This is a genomic window from Snodgrassella sp. B3088, from assembly GCF_026535815.1.
Classification (GTDB): Bacteria; Pseudomonadota; Gammaproteobacteria; order Burkholderiales; family Neisseriaceae; genus Snodgrassella; species Snodgrassella alvi_E.
This window is the reverse complement of sequence record NZ_JAFNPG010000039.1, coordinates 71,736-90,340: the sequence shown is the minus strand read 5'-3', so window position 1 is coordinate 90,340 and position 18,605 is coordinate 71,736. Positions and strand designations below refer to the sequence as shown.

General features: G+C 42.4%; 14 protein-coding genes and 1 tRNA gene. 10 read left to right on the top strand and 5 right to left on the bottom strand.

The genetic code is table 11. From position 1 onward, the window contains the following. The first annotated feature begins 113 nt into the window (after positions 1-113). On the top strand, positions 114-1,103 hold the full coding sequence (locus J3U75_RS11215) for an RluA family pseudouridine synthase (protein WP_267392170.1): 990 nt from the start codon (positions 114-116) through the stop codon (positions 1,101-1,103). 34 nt (positions 1,104-1,137) lie between these two features. On the opposite strand, the gene galU is transcribed toward J3U75_RS11215, so the two are convergent. Both galU and J3U75_RS11205 read right to left on the bottom strand, forming a co-directional pair. Next, positions 1,138-2,019 (bottom strand): UTP--glucose-1-phosphate uridylyltransferase GalU, encoded by an 882-nt coding sequence (gene galU / locus J3U75_RS11210; protein ID WP_267392169.1) that lies wholly within the window; start codon positions 2,017-2,019, stop codon positions 1,138-1,140. Between the two features lie 156 nt (positions 2,020-2,175). Beyond that, positions 2,176-3,822 (bottom strand): dihydroxyacetone kinase subunit DhaK, encoded by a 1,647-nt coding sequence (locus J3U75_RS11205; RefSeq protein ID WP_267392168.1) that lies wholly within the window; start codon positions 3,820-3,822, stop codon positions 2,176-2,178. 455 nt (positions 3,823-4,277) lie between these two features. Between J3U75_RS11205 and sppA the strand changes: the two genes are divergently transcribed. The 4 genes from sppA (at position 4,278) to cysE (ending at position 9,180) form a co-directional block, all read left to right on the top strand. Next, the gene (sppA, locus tag J3U75_RS11200) at positions 4,278-5,237 is read left to right on the top strand and encodes a signal peptide peptidase SppA (RefSeq protein ID WP_267392167.1); all 960 of its coding nucleotides are present in this window, start codon (positions 4,278-4,280) and stop codon (positions 5,235-5,237) included. 285 nt (positions 5,238-5,522) lie between these two features. After that, a complete protein-coding gene (locus tag J3U75_RS11195) occupies positions 5,523-6,575 on the top strand; it encodes a quinone-dependent dihydroorotate dehydrogenase (RefSeq protein ID WP_267392166.1) in 1,053 nt (350 codons plus the stop codon). Positions 6,576-6,859: 284 nt separating this feature from the next. Continuing rightward, positions 6,860-8,356, top strand: a complete 1,497-nt coding sequence (rng, locus tag J3U75_RS11190; RefSeq protein WP_267392165.1) for a ribonuclease G — start codon at positions 6,860-6,862, stop codon at positions 8,354-8,356. Between the two features lie 29 nt (positions 8,357-8,385). Then, positions 8,386-9,180 carry a serine O-acetyltransferase gene (gene cysE, locus J3U75_RS11185; protein ID WP_267392164.1) on the top strand — a complete coding sequence of 265 codons (795 nt, stop codon included), beginning with the start codon at positions 8,386-8,388 and terminating at the stop codon, positions 9,178-9,180. Positions 9,181-9,513: 333 nt separating this feature from the next. On the opposite strand, the gene J3U75_RS11180 is transcribed toward cysE, so the two are convergent. Beyond that, positions 9,514-9,590, bottom strand: a tRNA-Met gene (locus J3U75_RS11180). 254 nt (positions 9,591-9,844) lie between these two features. Here J3U75_RS11180 and ychF point away from each other — a divergent pair. The 4 genes from ychF to J3U75_RS11160 all read left to right on the top strand — a co-directional run bounded on the left by ychF (position 9,845) and on the right by J3U75_RS11160 (position 14,952). Then, a complete protein-coding gene (gene ychF / locus J3U75_RS11175) occupies positions 9,845-10,936 on the top strand; it encodes a redox-regulated ATPase YchF (protein ID WP_100140458.1) in 1,092 nt (363 codons plus the stop codon). A gap of 349 nt (positions 10,937-11,285) precedes the next feature. Next, on the top strand, positions 11,286-12,551 hold the full coding sequence (gene tyrS, locus J3U75_RS11170; RefSeq protein ID WP_267392163.1) for a tyrosine--tRNA ligase: 1,266 nt from the start codon (positions 11,286-11,288) through the stop codon (positions 12,549-12,551). Between the two features lie 40 nt (positions 12,552-12,591). Further along, on the top strand, positions 12,592-13,944 hold the full coding sequence (gene argG / locus J3U75_RS11165; protein ID WP_267392162.1) for an argininosuccinate synthase: 1,353 nt from the start codon (positions 12,592-12,594) through the stop codon (positions 13,942-13,944). Between the two features lie 330 nt (positions 13,945-14,274). After that, positions 14,275-14,952, top strand: coding sequence for a phytanoyl-CoA dioxygenase family protein (locus J3U75_RS11160; RefSeq protein WP_267392161.1), 678 nt, complete (start codon positions 14,275-14,277; stop codon positions 14,950-14,952). Positions 14,953-15,231: 279 nt separating this feature from the next. Here J3U75_RS11160 and J3U75_RS11155 read toward each other — a convergent pair whose 3' ends face one another. Further along, complete coding sequence (locus J3U75_RS11155) at positions 15,232-16,071, bottom strand: hypothetical protein (RefSeq protein ID WP_267392160.1); 840 nt, start codon at positions 16,069-16,071, stop codon at positions 15,232-15,234. Between the two features lie 328 nt (positions 16,072-16,399). Further along, positions 16,400-17,128, bottom strand: a complete 729-nt coding sequence (locus J3U75_RS11150; protein ID WP_100140463.1) for an OmpA family protein — start codon at positions 17,126-17,128, stop codon at positions 16,400-16,402. A gap of 465 nt (positions 17,129-17,593) precedes the next feature. Here J3U75_RS11150 and J3U75_RS11145 point away from each other — a divergent pair, with 465 nt between their 5' ends. Further along, entirely contained in the window at positions 17,594-18,544 is a 951-nt protein-coding gene (locus J3U75_RS11145) for a LysR substrate-binding domain-containing protein (protein ID WP_100140464.1), read from the top strand. Positions 18,545-18,605 lie beyond the last annotated feature (61 nt).

Here is an 18,605-nt window from a genome sequence, read left to right as displayed (position 1 = left end):
CTCCGGGCCAAATGCGCCTTTTTTATGGTTCAGTCTTGCTTGCCGTGAATTCTTACGGCGAAAACAACTGATGACTTTTATTTATTTATAAAAGCTTACGGATTATAAGCAATATGACGGTTTTAAGCAAAGATTCAGTGCAGTTTTTATCTGTCGGTGCCGAAAGTGCTGGACAGCGACTGGATAATTATTTGATACGGGAATTAAAAGGTGTGCCAAAAAGTCATATACAGCGCATCATCCGCAGTGGTGAGGTTCGTTTGAACAAAAAACGCTGCAAAGGAACTGACCGAATTGCCGTTAACGATGAAATCCGTTTACCACCCATTCGTGTTGCCGACAGAATGGCTTGCCCTGATTATTTAGCAATTCCAGCACATGAATTTGAAATCATTTATGAAGACGATGTTTTGCTGGTTATAAACAAACCATCCGGCGTCGCGGTTCATGGTGGTAGCGGCGTTAGTTTTGGTGTTATTGAGCAGCTGCGCCGTGCCCGTCCTGATGCACGTTATCTGGAACTGGTACACCGGCTGGATAAAGACACTAGCGGATTGCTTATGATTGCGAAAAAACGCAGTGCTTTGGTTAAGTTGCACGAATCAATCAGACAAAACCATCCACACAAGGTCTATCAGGCACTTTCGGTTGGATTTTGGCCAGAAAAAGTACAACATGTAAAACTCCCTCTTATAAAATACACTGGGGCTCAGGGTGAAAAAATGGTACGTGTTACCGGCAATAATCAGGAAGGTCAGCGTGCACATACTATGTTTCGTGTACTGCAAAGGTTTGCAGGACAGCAGCTATACGCTACAGGAATTAAATCTCTTACCTTGATGGAAGCTACGTTGAAAACAGGCCGCACTCATCAAATACGTGTACATATGCAATCGCAACAGTGTCCGATTGCTGGTGATGAACGCTATGGAGATTATCAAATAAACAAACGCCTGCAAAAAGCAGGGTTGAAAAGAATGTTTTTACATGCATCTGAATTAACACTTCCTCATCCGGTCAGTGGCGATATATTACAACTTATCGCCCCTTTACCAGATGAGTTACAACAGTTTTTGCTCAGTTTACCATCTGCTCCAGATTAGGATTATCCGCCCACATTTAAACCGACTTCGGTTTTTAAAATGTTTGCTGTTGTAACCAATTTTTAAGCTGAGCACCGCATTTGTCATGTCGCAGGCTGTATTCTATAAATGTTTTCATATAACCAAGCTTATCGCCGCAGTCATGTGAATAACCCTGTATAACAAATGCATCTACTGCTTCCTGCTGCATTAATGCAGCTATAGCATCAGTCAGCTGAATTTCACCACCTGCCCCAGGCAATGTTTTTTCCAGTAGCGGCCAGATACTGGCAGAAAGCACGTAGCGACCCACGACAGCCATATCAGATGGAGCCTCTTCCAGCGCAGGTTTTTCAATAATGGCTGTCATAGCTATACTACATCCCTCCTCGGCCTGTTGCTGATGACAATCCACTATACCGTACTTATTTACTTCACTCATCGGCACGCGCTCAACCATAATCTGGCTACGTTGTGTGTCTCTGAAATGCTTTACCATCGCTGCCAGATTATCTGTTGCCAGATTGCAGGCGCTTTCATCTATGAGCACATCCGGCAGTAAGACGGCAAACGGTTCGTTACCAATCACAGAACGCGCACACAGCATAGCATGACCCAGTCCTTTTGCTTCACTTTGTCGTACCTGAATAATTTGAACATCAGGAGGCAGCACGGCACGGGTTTCTGCCAGCAACGCAGTTTTACCCTTGTTCTGTAACTGCGTTTCCAACTCAAACGCAGTATCGAAATGATTTTCAATTGCGGTTTTAGAAGCATGGTTAACCAGCACAATTTGCTTAATTCCTGCTTGTGCACACTCCTTTACGATATACTGAATTAACGGTTTGTCTGCCACCGTTAGCATTTCTTTAGGGATGGCTTTTGTAGCCGGCAACATTCGAGTTCCTAAACCAGCAACTGGGATAACTGCTTTCATTTCTTTTTCCATTCTTGCAAATCAATCACATATATGACGTTCACGAGGATAACGATTCGTATTTAACTTATAATATAAATACTGTTATATATTATCTGAATAATAAGTAATTTTTATTGGTTGAAAATTTTTCGTGGTTAAATATATATAGTTCGACTATTTATTATCCAATTCAGTCAATACAGTAAACACCTCAGCCACAGCCACTGCACCCGGATCAGGTACACTGACTAGATTCTGTTTGTTAACATAAGATGAACGCCCAGCTCCGGCTTTATGCATATCTGCGGTTCTATCTGCACCCTCTCTAGCAGCATGTACCGAAGCCTCAATACCATGTTGTTGCCAGCTTAGCAAAGCCGGCTGTAAAGCATCAATCAAAGTACGGTCACCCAAATCGGCACCGCCATAATGTTTCATCTGTGTCAGCCCGTTTAACAATGCTTCTATCAGCGTACTTCCCTTTTGTAGATGCTGTCCGGCAGCAGTGAAGAAAATCGACATCAGCACCCCGCTTGACCCCCCCATGACTACTGCAAGTCGCTCACCGATACACAGTAATAACTGGGGCAAATCGTTAAGTGGCAACTGCTGCTGTGTCAGCTGCTGTGCTATAGCATGAGCACCATGCGCAAAAGTGGTACCTGTATCACCATCACCTACTTTAGCATCCAATGCATTAAGTCGACTTTCCAGTCCAATGAGTTTATCTGTTATGGCTGTAATACAAGCAGCAGCCAACGCATTTTCAGATGGCTTGTATTCAGACTGCTTTAATACGGGCTGGCAGGCAAGCTTTTTTAAAGGTTTTAAAGCAACCGGCTTCTGCCATCCTTGTGTTTCTACCGGAGCATTCAGTGCCTGAACAAAATAATCATTCAATCTGAGTACAGAAAGGGAGAAACCTTTCATATCCAGCGATGTAACCAGAGGAGCAGGGCCAATCAGCCAATCAGTCTGCTCACTGATTGAGGAATGTGCTACTTCACGCGTTAGCAAAGCCATTTCCAGAGATGACACTCCACCGAGATTATTGATCAAAACAGCAAAACGCCCCTTACCAGCCGAATGCTGTAAAGACTTCACCAAATTATCGATAAGAATTTTGCTGTTTTGAGTATTAACCACCGACGCACCGGGTTCACCATGTATACCTAATCCAAGCTCTACCTGCCCGTCTTTGATCCGTGTTTCTTCCATATAGTCTGGCAGATGACAGGTTTGCATGGCCAGACCCAGACTCCAAAGATTATCACAAGCCTGTTGAGCCAATGCGCGAACCTGTGCTAGTGACTTTCCTTCCTCAGCAGCATAGCCTGCAATTTTGTGAACGAGCACCGTGCCTGCTACACCGCGTGGCTGGCGATTTTCCGGCAGGGAAATATCGTCAGCCACAATGACCATTTCCACTTTCAAGCCATGGCTTTTGGCTTTTTCTGCTGCCAGTCCAAAATTTAATCTGTCCCCAGTATAATTTTTCACAATCAGCAAACAACCCTGTTCACCAGTGACAGCTACAATGGCGTTAAACACAGCATCAACACTCGGGGAAGCAAACAAATCACCGCATACAGCCGCCGTTAACATACCTTTGCCCACAAACCCAGCATGAGCCGGTTCATGTCCCGAACCACCGCCGGAAATTACAGCTACACGGCTTTTATCCCAGTCATTGCGAGCCACTATTCTGATAGCCGGATCAGTATCCAGCTTGACAAGATTGCCATGTGGTGCAGAAATCACCGAACCTTCAATGGCTTCATCAATTAATTGTTTACGATTGTTAAAAAAGAATCTGGACATGATTTTCCAAAATGATTATGAGTATAGACAACAGGCAATATTCGAATCAAAAAATTCATAAGGTCGAAAAAAAATATTTACTGCTTTCCTTATATCAAACTTCATCGGCATTTAAAGCAAGATTCTTATCAAAGATTAGATATATAAATTTAATATACTGAATCCATTATTTTCTGCCACAGTAGTATCTTGCTTTAATTTATATTGCCTTTTTTAAGCGGCGGTTCAAAATTTAACTGTGCTGACACGCTGTTTGCAAGACTATTATAATGTACGGCGATAGCAGGATAAAGTTTAGCCTGCAATCCAAACACGACAAAAGCATACTAAAAAAATAAAATTCGGCTATAATTTTACTTATAACTGATTTAAATGATTGGATAATAGAGAATGAAACGGCTTAGCCTAATCATTTAACTACACATACATCAGCACCAAAACCTGAGAATAAGCAGATGAAAATCAATATTAAAGGATCAGAACCAGCTGGTTCAACGCCCGAGGGCAGCAGCTGGGAACGCAATTTACTAGAAAAACTATTGCTTGAAGTATATCGTGAGCAGCGGCGTAATCGAATCTGGCGCTGGTTCTGGCGTCTTCTATGGCTGCTGATTTTTATCTTGATAATTATTGCTTCTTCAGGCAGCAGCAAACCAACCGGTGCCCATACAGCGGTTATTAATTTGGAAGGCACCATCAGCAGTGACAATAATCAGGCCGATTTATTACGTAAAAGCCTGAAAGAAGTGTATAAGAACAAAAATGTCAAAGGAATTATTATTCGTGCTAATAGCCCCGGCGGCTCCCCGGTTATTTCCAGCATCGCATATGAAGAAATTCGATATTTTAAAGCCAAACATGCCAGCATACCTTTATATGTTGTAACTGAAGATATGTGTGCTTCTGGTTGTTACTACATTGCCAGTGCCGCAGATAAAATCTATGCAGACCCGTCTAGTTTGGTCGGCAGTATTGGAGTAATTGGCAGCAGTTTTGATTTTACGGGATTGATTGATAAACTGGGCATTAAACGCCGAGTTAAAATTGCCGGCAGTAATAAAGATATGGGTGACCCTTTTGTTCCCGAAACACCGGAACAGGCACAAATTTGGCAACAGATGTTGAGTAGCATTCATGAACAGTTTATTCAGGCTGTACAACAGGGAAGAGGCAAACGTTTGAAAATTGCTGAAAACCCAGATATCTTCAGTGGCCGTGCGTATACTGGAGAACAAGCCAAAAAAGTGGGACTGATAGACGATTTTGGCAATGTTTATACTGTCGCACGTGATGTAATTGGTGCACCTGATTTAGTAGATTACACTGCTGAAACCAGCTGGGAAAAACGTTTCAGCAAAAGTATTGGCAGCACTATGCTGCAAAACATTCGCGGCATGACTGATCAGCCTTGGTAAATGCCATTAGATATAACTGCAAATCTTTTGTAAAAAAAATTATGCCCGTTTATGTTCGCCACAACTATTGATAAACATAAACGGGCAATTTTTTTAACGTATCCTGATTAATACAACAGGCAATTTCTTTTTCAAACATGCGCTTTGTATCACCAGCCAGCTAACTTGAAATATACCTAATTAAATGATTTATTTCACCAACACATACTGAATTTAATTGTTTTCCACTCGAATTGATAGAGTTGTTGGTTATAATATTTCTCCACCTTATCCAGCATCAATATCATGTATTCGCTTATAAAATCTTTGTTATTCCGACTGGATCCGGAAAAGACCCATTATCTGTCATTGAAATGTTTACAGCTGCTACATCGTTATCACTGCGGTTTTTTGCTGAGAGACGGACAAGCTTCTGCCAATAACAATCAAAGCACCGGAACAGACAGCAATTTAATAGACTTAATGGGTTTGACTTTACCCAATCCGGTGGGATTAGCGGCTGGTCTGGATAAAAATGGTGAGTATATTGATGCACTGTCAATGTTGGGTTTTGGCTTTATCGAAGTTGGCACCGTTACACCGCTACCACAGGCAGGCAACCCCAAACCCCGTTTATTCCGGTTACCAGAACATCAGGCTATCATTAATCGCATGGGCTTTAATAACTATGGTATCGATACCCTGATTGATAACATTGTAAACAGCCAATATCGTGGCATACTAGGAATTAACATTGGAAAAAATGCTGCCACTCCCATAGACAAAGCCACTGATGATTATCTAATCTGTCTTGAAAAAGCCTATCCTTATGCTAGTTATATAACTGTAAATATCTCATCTCCCAATACACGCAATTTACGCAGTCTGCAAAGTGCCAGCGAATTGGACAGACTCCTGAATCATTTAAAAAACCGGCAGGCGCAGCTAGCAACGCGTCACAGTCGTTATGTCCCTATTGCTGTTAAAATTGCACCAGACCTGATTGAAGACCAAATTACTGCATTAGCAGATGTAGCATTAGCCACCCAGATTGACGGCATTATTGCCACAAATACCACTATAGATAAAACGATGCTGGGTAAGCATCGATATGCACAAGAAACTGGAGGATTATCCGGTCGTCCAGTGCAACCACAAAGTAATCAGGTATTACGCCACCTATCTGCGCTGCTTGAAGGGAAGATTCCTCTTATCGGTGTAGGCGGAATTAACACTGGCGCCGATGCAGCTGAAAAAATCAGCCTTGGTGCCACTGCAATACAGCTGTATTCCGGCCTGATATTTCGTGGCCCCAAGCTCATCAATGAATGTATTCGTGCGTGCAGTAAGCTAAATTAGAGACCCAACAGATTAATATTATTTATTTCGCTTCAATTTGTATTCTTGTTTTACATGTTGGTAAAGCATGATCACGAAAACCTGCTCTGCCCCATTACAGAATTATGTCGTTTTTGTGCATTGAATTTGCTGATAGCTATCTTTATGCAGCTGCGTTTGGCATGACGCTTGTGCTGCGCTATGATATTAGTCATAAGCAAGTATTCGCCCAGATTACTTTGCACAGTCCTGTAGACAATTATCAGGACTGTACAAAGTGATTTGATTAAATTGAAAGCCCTATCATGCATAACAGCGACATATCGCTGCCGAAGGATATCCAGCGGCCGGCTGAAGCGGTATTGGTAAATATTACTCCGAAAGAAACCCGTGTAGCCGTTATGGAAGAAAGCAGCTTGTGTGAAATTCACATTGAGCGCAACTGTGGTCATGGCCTGGTTGGTAATATTTATAAAGGAATTGTGCGCCGCGTATTACCTGGCATGCAAAGTGCTTTTATTGACATTGGCCTTGAGCGAGCAGCTTTTCTGCATATTGTCGATGTACTGGAACAGCGCCAGAAACCTGAACAACCTTTACGCATCGAACATATGTTGCATGAAGGTCAGAATATAGTGGTACAGGTTATCAAAGACCCTATCAACACCAAAGGAGCACGCCTGTCCACACAGATATCATTAGCTGGACGCTTTCTTGTACACCTACCTCAGGATCAGCATATCGGTATTTCACAGCGCATTGAGGATGAAGAAGAACGTAATCAATTAAGAGAACGTTTGGAAAATTTGTTACCGGATGGTGCCGGTCATGGCTACATTATCCGTACAAGTGCAGAAAACGCTACTGATGCAGAATTGCAGTCTGATATCAATTATTTAACCAAACGCTGGCAAAATATTCAGCAACTGGCTAAAACCAGTGCGCCCGAAACTTTGTTATATCAGGATCTGCCTTTGTCACTGCGTGTACTACGTGACATGTACAGCGACAATATTGATAAAATAATTGTTGACTCGAGAGTCAATTATGAGTTGATGTGTGAATTTGCTACCAATTATTCTCAAGGTGCACTGGATAAACTGCAATTATTCCAGAATGATAGCCCCTTGTTTGAAGCTTACAATATTGAAGCAAGAATCACACAGGCTTTGCAGCCACGCGTTAACCTTAACTTTGGTGGTTATATCATTATTGAGCCTACCGAAGCCATGACCACTATTGACGTAAATACCGGCGGATTTGTCGGTGCACGCAATTTTGAAGAAACTATCTTCAAAACCAATCTTGAAGCCTGCCATGTTATCGCACGCGAACTGAGATTGCGCAATCTAGGTGGCATCATTATCATAGACTTCATTGACATGGCTGATGAAGCACATCAGCAGGAAATTCTCACTGAGCTGGCACAGGCACTGGCGTACGACCGCACCCGTGTCACTCTGAATGGTTTTACCAGTCTGGGACTGGTAGAACTTACACGTAAGCGCACGCGTGAAAATCTGGCACAAATCCTGTGTGAACCTTGTCCTACCTGTCAAGGGCGCGGCCGCCTTAAAACCGCACAAACTATTTGCTATGAAATTCAGAGGGAAATTATACGGGAATCCCGACGCGTGAATGCACAGGAGATACGTATACTGGCCGCTCCAAGTGTAATTGATCTGTTTCTAGATGAAGAAGCACAGTCATTGCAATGCTTAAGTAAATTTATCGGCCAACCGATTACGCTAGCTGTAGAGACCACATACAATCAGGAACAATATGATATTGTTCTGCAATAGAATTAATCTGCAAACGAGAAATGAGAAGTATGAACTTACCTGACGCTGAACAGGCAGAAATCCTGTGGCAAACCATTCGTCGAGAAACTGAACATGCAGTACGCAACGAACCCATTTTGGCCAGCTTTCTGCATTTGAGCGTATTGCGACATAAAAACTTTGCCCGCATGCTCGCTTTTCATCTGTCCACCAAAATGTCCAGTGCGGTGATGGATGCGCGTGCATTGTTCGAAATATATTTGGAAGCCTTAGAGCAGGATTCGGCCATTATTCATGCAGCATTGGCGGATATCGTTGCCTATTATGAGCGCGATCCGGCCTGCGACACCTATTCCTTACCCTTACTATATTACAAAGGTTTTCATGCCATTCAAACACATCGGATAAATCATTGGCTCTGGCAGCAAAACCGCCACACCCTTGCCTATTTCCTGCAAAACCGAGCTTCAGAAGTACTAGGAGTGGATATCCATCCCGCAGCATCAATGGGCTATGGCATTATGATTGACCATGGAACCGGAGTGGTAATTGGTGAAACGGCTGTGCTCGGGAATAACATTTCCTTGCTACATGGCGTCACACTAGGTGGTTCCGGTAAAGAAAGCGGTGACCGGCATCCGAAAATCAGTGATGGGGTAATGATAGGTGCCAATGCATCAGTATTAGGCAATATTCGCGTACATACCTGTGCCAAAGTCGGAGCTGGCAGCGTGGTGGTCAACGATGTACCTGAATACTCTACCGTTGTTGGCGTACCTGCACGGGTTATCAGCAAAACCGATAATCATGAGAGTCCAGCACAGGAAATGGATCAGCGGATTTAATATTCAGTTTACTAGGTCTTGTTCTGCTTAGACGATAATAATTATCCGAAAAAATATGGGTTTAGATTAGTTTTTGCCTTGATGATATTTGAATTCCATATAAAAATATTTATAGGATCTTCCTTAAATCACTTTAGTAAATTTGAATAGTCAATATTAAATATATTGAGACGAAATGTCAGTTAGTCCAGATCAAATCAGCTTTTTTCATTTTATGAATGTATATGATAAAAGCTGGTTTATGTAGATAAATTTAAGCCTTAAATATTTATTTAGTATAATAAAAGCAAGGCATAAAAAAACGCAAACACTGTATAGAGTTTGCGATTAATATGGTGGCGAATCAGGGATTCGAACCCCGGACACAAGGATTATGATTCCTCTGCTCTAACCGACTGAGCTAATTCGCCGTATCTCGTTTAAGAGAGACGCAATTATACGATATTTTTTTGCGCACGCAAGCATCATTTAAGCAAAAACTATCAACTTATTGTTTTAAAAAATAATTTTATTAAGCTTAAAGGCTTAAATTTTCTTATACCTGAAAAATTCTTGCATTGTTTGTTTTAGCAGACTTTGCCATTCTGGTTAGTGCCGCATAGGTACAGCAAAGCTTTATGTTACAATTCAGCCATTTTTATATTCTGCTATTTCAAGGAATATCATGAGTTTGAAATGTGGCATTGTGGGTCTGCCCAATGTAGGCAAATCCACCCTGTTTAACGCCCTTACCCAGTCTGGCATTGAAGCTGCTAACTATCCTTTCTGTACCATCGAACCGAATGTCGGCATCGTTGAAGTTCCGGACGATCGTATGGCTGAACTGTCCAAAATTGTGAATCCGAAACGGACTCAGCCGGCTATTGTAGAATTTGTTGATATTGCCGGATTGGTAGCTGGAGCCAGCAAAGGTGAAGGGCTGGGTAATCAGTTTCTGGCCAATATTCGCGAAACCGACGCCATTGTGAACGTAGTGCGCTGCTTTGACGACGACAATATTGTGCATGTTGCCGGTAAGGTTGACCCGATTTCTGACATAGAAGTGATTGGTACGGAACTGGCACTGGCAGACCTGGCTAGTGTGGAAAAAACTATTGTTCGCGAAAGCAAACGTGCTAAATCCGGTGATAAAGAAGCACAGAAACTGGTAGCCGTCCTTGAACGTTTGCAGCAACACTTGCTAGAAGGCAAACCAGTACGCGCAGCCGGTCTGGATCAAGATGAATTAGCTCTGATTAAACCTCTGTGCCTGCTCACGGTTAAGCCAGCCATGTATGTAGCCAATGTGGCCGAAGATGGTTTTGAAAACAATCCCCATCTACAGCGCCTGCAACAACTGGCCACTGAAGAAAATGCACCAGTCGTAGTTTTATGTGCGGCCATGGAAAGCGAAATAGCAGATTTGGATGAGGCAGACAAAGCAGAATTTTTAGCCGAAATGGGCTTAAAAGAACCAGGATTAAACCGCCTGATCCGCGCCGGCTATGAATTACTTGGCCTGCAAACATATTTCACCGCCGGCGTTCAGGAAGTTAGAGCGTGGACAATCCATAAAGGCGATACAGCACCGCAGGCAGCCGGTGTAATCCATACAGATTTTGAACGCGGATTTATTCGTGCACAGGTCATTGCCTATGATGATTTTATTGCCTGTGGCGGCGAAGCTAAAGCCAAAGAAGCCGGTAAAATGCGTGCAGAAGGTAAAGAATATATCGTCAATGACGGCGATGTTATCCATTTCTTGTTCAACGTCTAACCTAATTCATAACCATTCACGAACAGCCCGTCAGGGCTGTTTTTTCGACCAGCTAAAACGCGGTCCATCAGATAGACATTAACTGTTTTAACATATCTCGCTAGCAACAATAATGAAATATACTTTTATCAATCATACTCAACTGAAGAATAATCAATTTATAGTAGGCACAAATGCACTGGCAAACAAATCGTGTAAAATAATGCATCATTATTAATCAGCTAATCAGAAAACAGGCTGTCTGGCCAAACTGGGCATATTCGATTAAAGATATATGCCATTTCGAATTTCAGATAACCAGCATTTCCCTGTTTCAGACAACTTTTATTTGAAAGTATAAATTCTTACCATGACCAGTGTTGTATACGATTTACAGCAACGTGGCCTGATTGCTCAGACCACTGATGCAGAAGCGCTTGATAACTTATTAAACCAGCAAAAAATCACCTTATATTGCGGATTCGATCCCACTGCAGACAGCCTGCATATCGGCCATCTATTACCTATCTTGGTTCTGCGCCGTTTTCAACTTGCCGGACATACACCTATCGCCCTTGTAGGCGGTGCCACAGGCATGATTGGCGACCCCAGCTTCAAAGCACAAGAACGTTCACTTAATACACTGGAAACGGTACAGGAATGGGTAGCCAAAATCCGTGCCCAGTTAGAACCATTTCTCAGTTTCGATGGCAACAATGCGGCAATCATGGCCAATAATTTTGACTGGTTTGGCAGCATGAACTGTCTGGATTTTCTGCGCGACATCGGCAAGCACTTTTCTGTGAATGCTATGCTGAATAAAGAATCAGTGAAACAGCGTTTAAGCCGTGATGATGTCGGTATTTCATTTACGGAATTTGCCTATGCCCTGCTTCAAGGCTATGATTTTGCTGAATTGCATCGCCGTCATGGTGCCGTATTACAAATTGGCGGTTCAGACCAGTGGGGTAATATAACAGGCGGTATCGATCTGTCACGTCGTCTGCATCAAGCTACCGTTTACGGATTAACCCTACCTCTCGTTACCAAAGCCGACGGTACCAAATTCGGTAAAACTGAAGGTGGCGCAGTATGGCTCAGCGCAGAAAAAACCTCTCCTTATCAGTTCTACCAGTTTTGGCTGAAAGTTGCTGATGCCGATGTCTACAAATTCCTCAAATACTTTACTTTCCTCAGTGTGGCCGAAATAGAATCCATCGAAGCTCAAGATAAGGCCAGCGGTACCAAACCGGAAGCTCAGCGCATTCTGGCTGAAGAAATGACAAGACTGATTCACGGGGAAGAAGCGCTGGCAGCAGCGGAGCGAATTTCAACAAACTTATTTGCCGAAGACCAAAGTGCGCTTACAGAAAGCGATTTTCAGCAATTATCTCTGGACGGTTTGCCCACTTATACAATCAGTGAATCCATCAATATCGTACAGGCATTAACCACAACAGAACTGGCCAAATCCAACAATGAAGCACGCGGCTTCATCAGCCAAGGAGCGGTAATGGTAAACGGACAAAAAATCAACACTGCTGACTATATTTTCAGTGACAGCGACAAACGTTTCGGCCGCTACACCATTGTACGCCGCGGCAAACGCAACCACGCCTTGCTGATATGGCAATAATTCTACAGCTTCAGTAAGCACATCACTCAAGGGAGTCAATATGAGTAATCACAGCACCATTTTGCAACACCTGCCCGTTGGCGAGAAAGTCGGTATCGCTTTTTCCGGCGGGCTGGATACTTCTACAGCTTTGCTGTGGATGAAACTGAAAGGCGCATTACCTTACGCCTATACAGCCAATCTAGGACAGCCGGACGAAGATGATTATGATGCCATTCCTAAAAAGGCACTAAAATATGGTGCAGAAAAGGCTCGCCTGATTGATTGCCGCACACAGCTGGCACATGAAGGAATCGCCGCTATTCAAAGCGGTGCCTTTCATGTTCACACCGGCGGTATGCCGTATTTCAACACCACACCATTAGGGCGTGCCGTGACCGGTACCATGCTGGTAGCGGCCATGAAAGAAGATGAAGTGCATATCTGGGGAGACGGTTCAACCTACAAAGGCAATGATATAGAACGTTTCTATCGCTACGGACTGTTAACCAATCCTGCTTTACGCATTTATAAACCGTGGCTAGATCAACAGTTTATAGACGAGCTGGGCGGACGACATGAAATGTCTGAATTTCTCATTGCTCAGGGCTTCAACTATAAAATGTCTGTAGAAAAAGCCTACTCCACTGATTCCAACATGCTGGGCGCAACCCATGAAGCCAAAGATCTGGAAATGCTCAACAGCAGCATGAAAATTGTGCAGCCCATTATGGGCGTAGCATTCTGGGATGAACAGATAACAGTTAAACCTGAAGAAGTAAGTGTTCGTTTCGCAGAAGGCGTACCAGTGGCATTGAACGGAATTGAGTTCAATGATCCTGTAGCACTGATTATGGAGGCCAATCGTATAGGTGGGCGCCATGGTCTCGGTATGACCGACCAGATTGAAAACCGCATCATAGAAGCCAAATCACGCGGCATCTACGAGGCACCGGCAATGGCTTTGCTGCACATTGCCTATGAACGCCTGCTGACTGGTATTCACAACGAAGACACCATCGAACAATATCGTATTAATGGTTTGCGTTTAGGCAGATTACTGTATCAAGGGCGCTGGTTTGATTCACAAGCACTCATGCTGCGCGAAACAGCTCAGCGTTGGGTAGCCAAAGCCATTACTGGTGAAGTGACATTAGAACTGCGTCGCGGCAACGATTATTCCATACTCAATACTGAATCTCCGAACCTTACCTACCAGCCGGAACGGCTTAGCATGGAAAAAGTTGATAGTGCCGCTTTTTCTCCTGCTGACCGTATCGGCCAGCTCACTATGCGCAATCTGGATATTATTGATACACGCAATAAACTCGGTATTTATACACAAAGTGGGCTGTTATCAGTTAATCAAGATGCATTGCTGCCGCAATTAACCGATAAAAAAGACACGTTGTAATATTTATTAAGCTTTAAACCGGATAGTGTTGATTCACTATCCGATATTTATTTTTTACCTGCAATCATTTGCACCAGAATAGAACCTAGTATCTTAACCAACATAATTTGAAGATATAAAATTTTTGTTTTTAATACATTAAGACATTCAATTTCTGTGAGTAAATGTTTAAAATCAAGCTTGCAGCACTTCATAAGCTTATAGACTTACATTTGAGAGATAAATAGAAATTACGCTTCAGAACGAACCATTATCAATAATGATAGATATGTATCATTACCGTATGAATCATTATATTATTTGTATAAATACATAATGATGAGTTGATTAATGAATAAAACAGAAAATTTCAGTCGCCATGGCTTTACCATCATCGAAGGGCTGATAACAGAAGACCAGCTATCTCAAATCGAACAGCAACTAATACAATTTAAATTAACTAATGCTGGAAGCCGGGAATTACTCACCCAGCCATGGTGCCAGCAGCTAGCTAAAACATTAAAAATGAATGCTCAGCTTACGCCTTTGCTGCCGATAAATACTGTAGCCATACAATGTACATATTTTAAAAAAACGGCTGAAAAAAACTGGTTGGTGGCTTCACATCAGGATTTAAGCATTCCTGTCAGACACCACTTATCCGCAAAAGGGTTTAGCGGCTGGTCTAACAAACAGAATATGCTGTTTGTACAACCGCCCATACAATATATGGAACAATTGGTCGCAGTGAGAGTACATATTGACGATTGCTTACATGAGCATGGGCCACTGAAAGTGGTTGCAGGTACACACCGTGATGGAAAAATAGCAGAAGCAGATTTCCCTCGGATTCGCGACCAAATAGGTGAGCAGGAATGTACAGTAGTGAAAGGAGATGCAGTAATCATGCGTCCACTTATCGTACATTCATCCTCTAAAGCAATCCAGACCAATGGAAGAAGGGTGTTACATTTTTTATTTGCGCCCGCCACACTGGCTGAAACCATTCCGTTTCAATTCTGTGTCTGAGCATTGATTAATCACAAAATAAAGCAACCAAATTAATGCAATAAAATTTGATTTTTGTGCAGTAAATACCAGACCCATTTTTTTATTTATTTTCTACTCTTCATAATCAGCCTTGATTAAGCAAAAATATTGTATTTATTTCAAAAATACAATTTGAGTATGCTAATCAACAAAGATACACCATTGCTGATAAATTATTTACAGCCGCAGTATCTTTCATCTGTAGGTGGGTTCAGAACAGCCCATAGTTTTCTGGATTAACCATAACAGCATAAATTTTCAGATATCCGCTAGGGTACAAGTGCGTTGCCATAAAGATGTTTTACAGCGTAAATGGCCAACATAATGCAAAGGATAAATTGGTACGACAGAAGGTATATCACCACTACGCATATGAAGTAAATCTGCAGGCGCTACCCATTCAGCAGGCGTATTGGTTAGCGGCAGCCCAGCATAACGATACGCTGCTACCACAAATTGGGAGCAGAAATAGCGGTCAGAAGAAAAAGGGGTGACCTGCACCACTGCCATAGTATTCAAGCATAAATGGCGAAAGGCACGAGGTATAACGGGCAGCTCACATACTTTGCGAGTAATAGTATATGGGGTCTGTTTGGCAATACCTAGATAATTGTATTTACTACCCGCTTCAGCCTGAGCAAAAGCACGAATTTTTTCTGCCTGCAACCCGGTTAATTGCGGATGGCGATAAACCACCAGTAAGGGGCTTTCATCCACACTTTCCGCAAGTGACATAATATGCACACCACTGCCAACAGCTTCGGCAATTTCACCCTCTCCCAAGTATAGAAAGGCATGACTAATCGATGTATTACCAAACAGACGTAATACGCGCGAATTAAAACTGGAATCGGCGGAAAATAAAATATCACCCACTTGCAAATCCATTGGCTGCACTAGAACTACGCCAGTTTGCGGAGCCGTATTCTGGCGCTGAAACTTTACTGCTACATATTTTTTATCTCCTGTTGCATCAGGAACTCGCTGAAACTGTGCCGCACACGCCGCCAGCACACAACAGCAAATACATAAAAACAGCAATTTTGATTGTTTGAGTCCAGAACAGATTAAATATAGTTTTTGTTTTAAATTTGCCATTATGATGCGCAGAATTGTTCCTGAAGCATTACTTATCAATGCTACTTCCCCAATATTTATGCTTGATCAAAGCCAATCTGAATAATACTTTTAAACAATACAATTAAAATCTATCAATTCTTAGTAAATACTGATTATTTCCCTTTTCATAATAACATATATTTACATAAATATTTTGATTCACTGCAAGCATTAGTTCCAATAAGATTTTCCTTAAAGGATGGTTATACGGATCATTTTTTTATCGTTAAAACTTCATTGCTTAATTCAAACTCAAACAAAAAAACCCTGCTCATAGCAGGGTTTTTAATTACCAAAGAAGCTAAAATTATTTAACTTTTTTAGCTACCATGGTGCGGATTTTAACGTCTACACGACGGTCAGGTGCGATACATTCGATCAAAGCAGCACGTTTCTTAGCAGCTGAAACTTTTTTACCCAGTTTAGCTACTTCAGCCTGACAAGATTCGGTCATACGAGCTTCGGATTTACCCAAGCCAACAGCAGAGATTTTCTCAGCAGGAACACCCTTAGAAACCAGATATTCAGCAACAGCATGAGCACGACGATCAGACAGAGTTTTGTTGTAAGCTTCAGAACCTTTAAAGTCTGTGTGACCTTCAACACGTACAACCTGTACGCTGCTGTCAGCCAGACGGGTAGCCAATTGATTCAGAGTATCAATAGCTTCTGGACGAAGAGTAAATTTATCAAAGCCAAACAAGAAGTTAGCTGATAAAGAAACAGTTTCATCAACAAATTTCGGTGCTTCTGGAGCAGCCTGAACTACAGGGTGACCACAGTTGTTACCCAGAGTAGGATCTTTATCGTCGTTGAAACGGTTTTTCACGCACTCAGGGGTACCATCAGCACCATTTTCACGAGTGACAAGAATTTCGCCAGTACCTTTTTCAGGAGCAGAACTGGTAGTATAGCCATTGTAAGCACCAGCAGGTTCACCGGTCCAGTCGGCACCCGGTACAACACCATTGGCAAAAGCGGCAGTTGAAGCAGCCATAGCAACAATCAATGCGCTCAATTTTAGCTGTTTGGTCATGTTATTCCCTCATCAAAAAATTTGTTATGTGTTGATTCAGCCAGAAATAAGCCTGATCAATACACAAATACCATTTACAGGCCGCTCAAACCGGGCGGGTAGCTTGGTAAATCAGGTCTATACTATAAAAAACCGCAGCATAAACTGTCAATATGCAAACTACCAAGGCTAAGCTGCTAGACGACCCGCTTCCTAACTGTGCATCATGCCTAAAAAACAACTTTGTGTCACTTATTTACAACTAAATTCACACCATTACGCTAATTAAGTTGCATTAAAACAACAAGGAAGCCATAGCCTGCCTGATAGGCCCCAGCAAACGGATTAAGCTGAGAAATTGTTAAGACAACAATAAAAGTGTCTCATGTCAGAATGGGTAAATTGAGTTATGATGCAGATAAAGAAGCTTTTTTGTTGTATTTGAGCGACAGTAAATAATGCCAAACTTAAAGGGGCAGAAACAATATGAAGCTGCAACAGTTGCGCTATGCGGTAGAAGTATATCGTCAGAATCTGAATGTATCGGAAGCAGCAGAAGTACTGTTTACTTCCCAGCCAGGGATTTCAAAACAGATTCGCATGCTGGAAGAAGAACTGGGCGTGCCACTGTTTATCCGCCATGGTAAACGCATGGTGGCGGTAACAGCTCCGGGCAAAATTGTACTGGAAACCGCCGAGCGGGTATTGCGTGAAGTACAAAATATCAAACGCATCGGTACTGAATTTGCTGACCAAAATATTGGTTTTCTTACGATTGCCACCACTCATACTTTGGCACGTTATGCATTACCAAAAGTTGTAGCGGCGTTTGTTGAACGCTATCCTCAGGTACAGCTGAGTATTCATACTGCTAGTCCGAAAGCTATTAGCCATATGGTATTGGATGGCGAAGTGGATTTTGCAATCGGTATGGAAATGGAAGTTGAACACCCTGAACTTCGTAAACTAAGTTGTGAAGCATGGAATCGCAGTGTAATTGTTCCAGATAATCATGCGCTGCTGAGTCTCAACCGACCATTACGGCTGGAAGACATTGCTGCATATCCTTTGATTACCTATGATATTGCGTTTAGTGAACAATCTAAAATTGCCCGCGCTTTTACTCAGGAAGGCTGTAATATACCTAAAGTAGCACTGGCTTCGGCTGATACCGACGTAATCAAAACCTATGTTAAACAAGGATTGGGGATTGGACTGATCGCCAGTATGGCTTTTGACAGCTTACAGGACCAAGGTCTACAGATACTGAGTGCCGAACATCTATTTGAGCCTTCATTTTCACAAATTATTCTCAGACATGATGTTTATCTTCGAGGCTTTGGCTACGAGTTTCTGACTCTGTATGCACCGCGGCTTACTCGCTCGCTGATTGAGTCTGCGCTGTATTCACCTTTTGAAGAAGATTTTTCAATTTAAGCAATATTTTAAGTCAAAAGCCATTTTATACAGAATGTATAAAATGGCTTTTTAATCACTA